This is a genomic window from Planktothrix sp. FACHB-1355 (assembly GCF_014748295.1).
GTDB lineage: Bacteria > Cyanobacteriota > Cyanobacteriia > Cyanobacteriales > Aerosakkonemataceae > Aerosakkonema > Aerosakkonema funiforme_A.
The window spans coordinates 1-2,092 of the sequence record NZ_JACJUP010001201.1 but is presented as its reverse complement, the minus strand read 5'-3'; the positions used below and the strand labels follow the sequence as shown (position 1 = coordinate 2,092).

At 47.4% G+C, this 2,092-nt stretch carries 3 protein-coding genes and 1 tRNA gene; 2 read left to right on the top strand and 2 right to left on the bottom strand.

Translation table 11 applies throughout. From position 1 onward, the window contains the following. On the bottom strand, window positions 1-192 hold a 192-nt coding region (locus H6S82_RS30735), incomplete at its 3' end, for an SPFH domain-containing protein (RefSeq protein WP_347339574.1). Between the two features lie 156 nt (window positions 193-348). Here H6S82_RS30735 and H6S82_RS30730 point away from each other — a divergent pair. Continuing rightward, a tRNA-Leu gene (locus H6S82_RS30730) sits at window positions 349-430 on the top strand. Between the two features lie 179 nt (window positions 431-609). Beyond that, a complete protein-coding gene (locus H6S82_RS30725; protein ID WP_322111874.1) occupies window positions 610-1,803 on the top strand; it encodes a GTPase in 1,194 nt (397 codons plus the stop codon). A 25-nt stretch (window positions 1,804-1,828) separates the two neighbouring features. Here the strand turns inward: H6S82_RS30725 and H6S82_RS30720 are convergent. Further along, the coding region (locus H6S82_RS30720) for a Uma2 family endonuclease (RefSeq protein ID WP_191057291.1) at window positions 1,829-2,092 on the bottom strand (264 nt) is incomplete at its 5' end.

Sequence of the window (2,092 nt, the reverse complement as noted above, 5' to 3'; positions counted from 1 at the left end):
TTTGACTGTATTTACGATGGGAATAATTGGGTGAATTCCTTCTTCCAGTACTTGTTCTTGCACTTGGCCGAATTGCATCAGCACACCTCGATGTCCGGCGTCGATGATGGTAAAGGGAGTGAAGATTATAATTAGGAATAATAAAAGTAACGTCAGTTTTGAAACCCTGTTAAAAGCACCATTCTTATTCATAGTTGATTGGCAATTGTCCTAAGTAGCCGCTGGGGAAAGGCAGAGTCAGCTGGAGAGGGATGACTGTCCCGTTGTCCCGTTGTCCCTGGTTTGCGATCGACTTTTGATTGTTCCCCTATCTATTTCTACGCCAGCTCTGCTATCATATAAATCTATGCGGATGTGGCGGAATTGGCAGACGCGCCAGATTTAGGTTCTGGTTCCGAGAGGAGTGTAGGTTCAAGTCCTATCATCCGCATTGCAGCGAGGGATCGTCTATCCACGGTTTTGATGGGAATGGCTGAGGAACGCGATATCCAAAAGCAGTCAGAAAATTCTCAGCAGTTCGGTGAAGCGCCTGATGGTGGAACGCCTGAGTCGATAATTAATTCCCAAATCAAGCGGATCGCTGATGTTTGGCACAGCGCTACAGCAGGGATGATGGGGTTGCTACCGGTAGACCGAGTGGCAGAGACGGTTCTGAAATGGTTTAGTGTCAGCGAAGCGCAAGTGGCAGATATCCTGGAGACGGTGAAAGCGGAACTGCCAACGACGGAAGCGCTGCTAATCGGTAAGCCGCAAGCGGGAAAAAGTTCGATCGTGCGGGGATTGACGGGTGTTTCGGCGGAGATTGTGGGACAGGGATTTCGTCCCCACACGCAACATACTTCGCGCTATGCTTATCCGTCAAGTGACTTGCCGTTGCTGATCTTTACGGATACGGTGGGACTGGGAGATGTCAAGCAGGATACTGAGGCGATCGTCCGGGAACTGGTAGGAGATCTGCAACAGGAACATCGCCGCGCTAAAATTCTGATTTTTACGGTCAAAATTAACGATTTTGCGATCGACACGCTGCGACAAATTGCCCAGCAGTTGCGTCAGCAATATCCAGATATTCCTTGTTTGCTGGCAGTTACTTGCTTGCATGAGGTGTATCCTCCCGATACGGCGGATCATCCTGAGTATCCACCAAACTTTGAGGAAGTTAATCGCGCATTGGCGGCGATGCAGCAAGCTTTTGCCGGATTGTACGATCGGGCGGTATTAATTGATTTTACCCTAGAAGAAGATGGATACAATCCAGTATTGTATGGTTTAGAAGCGCTCAGAGATGCTTTGGCAGATTTACTTCCGGAAGCAGAAGCGCGTGCGATTTATCAGTTATTGGATGAGAAAGCCGGTCACGAAATAGGCAATCTCTATCGAGATGTGGGACGCCGTTATATTTTGGCGTTTGCGATTATGGCAGCTGCGTTGGCGGCTGTACCCTTGCCTTTTGCGACGATGCCGGTACTGACAGCTTTGCAGGTATCGATGGTGGGGCTGCTGGGGAAATTATACGGACAAACGCTGACGCGATCGCAAGCTGGAGGTGTTGTGAGTGCGATCGCAGGTGGCTTTTTGGCACAAGCGATTGGACGGGAGTTAGTTAAATTTATACCGGGTTTTGGGAGTGCGATCGCTGCTTCTTGGGCAGCTGCTTACACTTTAGCATTAGGTGAGGGAGCTTGCGTTTATTTTGGAGATTTAATGGGCGGTAAAAAACCCGATCCTAAGAAAATTCAATCGGTGATGCAAGCAGCATTTCAAACAGCAAAAGAACGCTTTAAAGGTATAAAAAGCGTGTAAAATGTCGATACCCGATCTTACTTCCTTAAATGCTGACGATCGCAGCTACCGATATGGCTACATCTGAGAATGCTAATGGATAAATTGTCCCGCTCGCTAGTGTAGACTTGGAAGCATATTCTCCATCTTCGGGTTCTCGAAATACTATCAGTTGTCTTTTCTTGAGGTTGACTACCCAATATTCAAAGATGTCAATTTCCGCATAGACTTTACTTTTTATTTCCAAATCTTTGTCCAAGCTAGAATCTGAGTATTCAATCAGCCAGAAAATATTTTCGGGGTAAGGGTG

Excerpts from the sequence above, each read along its gene's own strand:
- H6S82_RS30725 (WP_322111874.1), top strand. The coding sequence starts at position 610 with ATGATGGGGTTGCTACCGGTAGACCGAGTGGCAGAGACGGTTCTGAAA.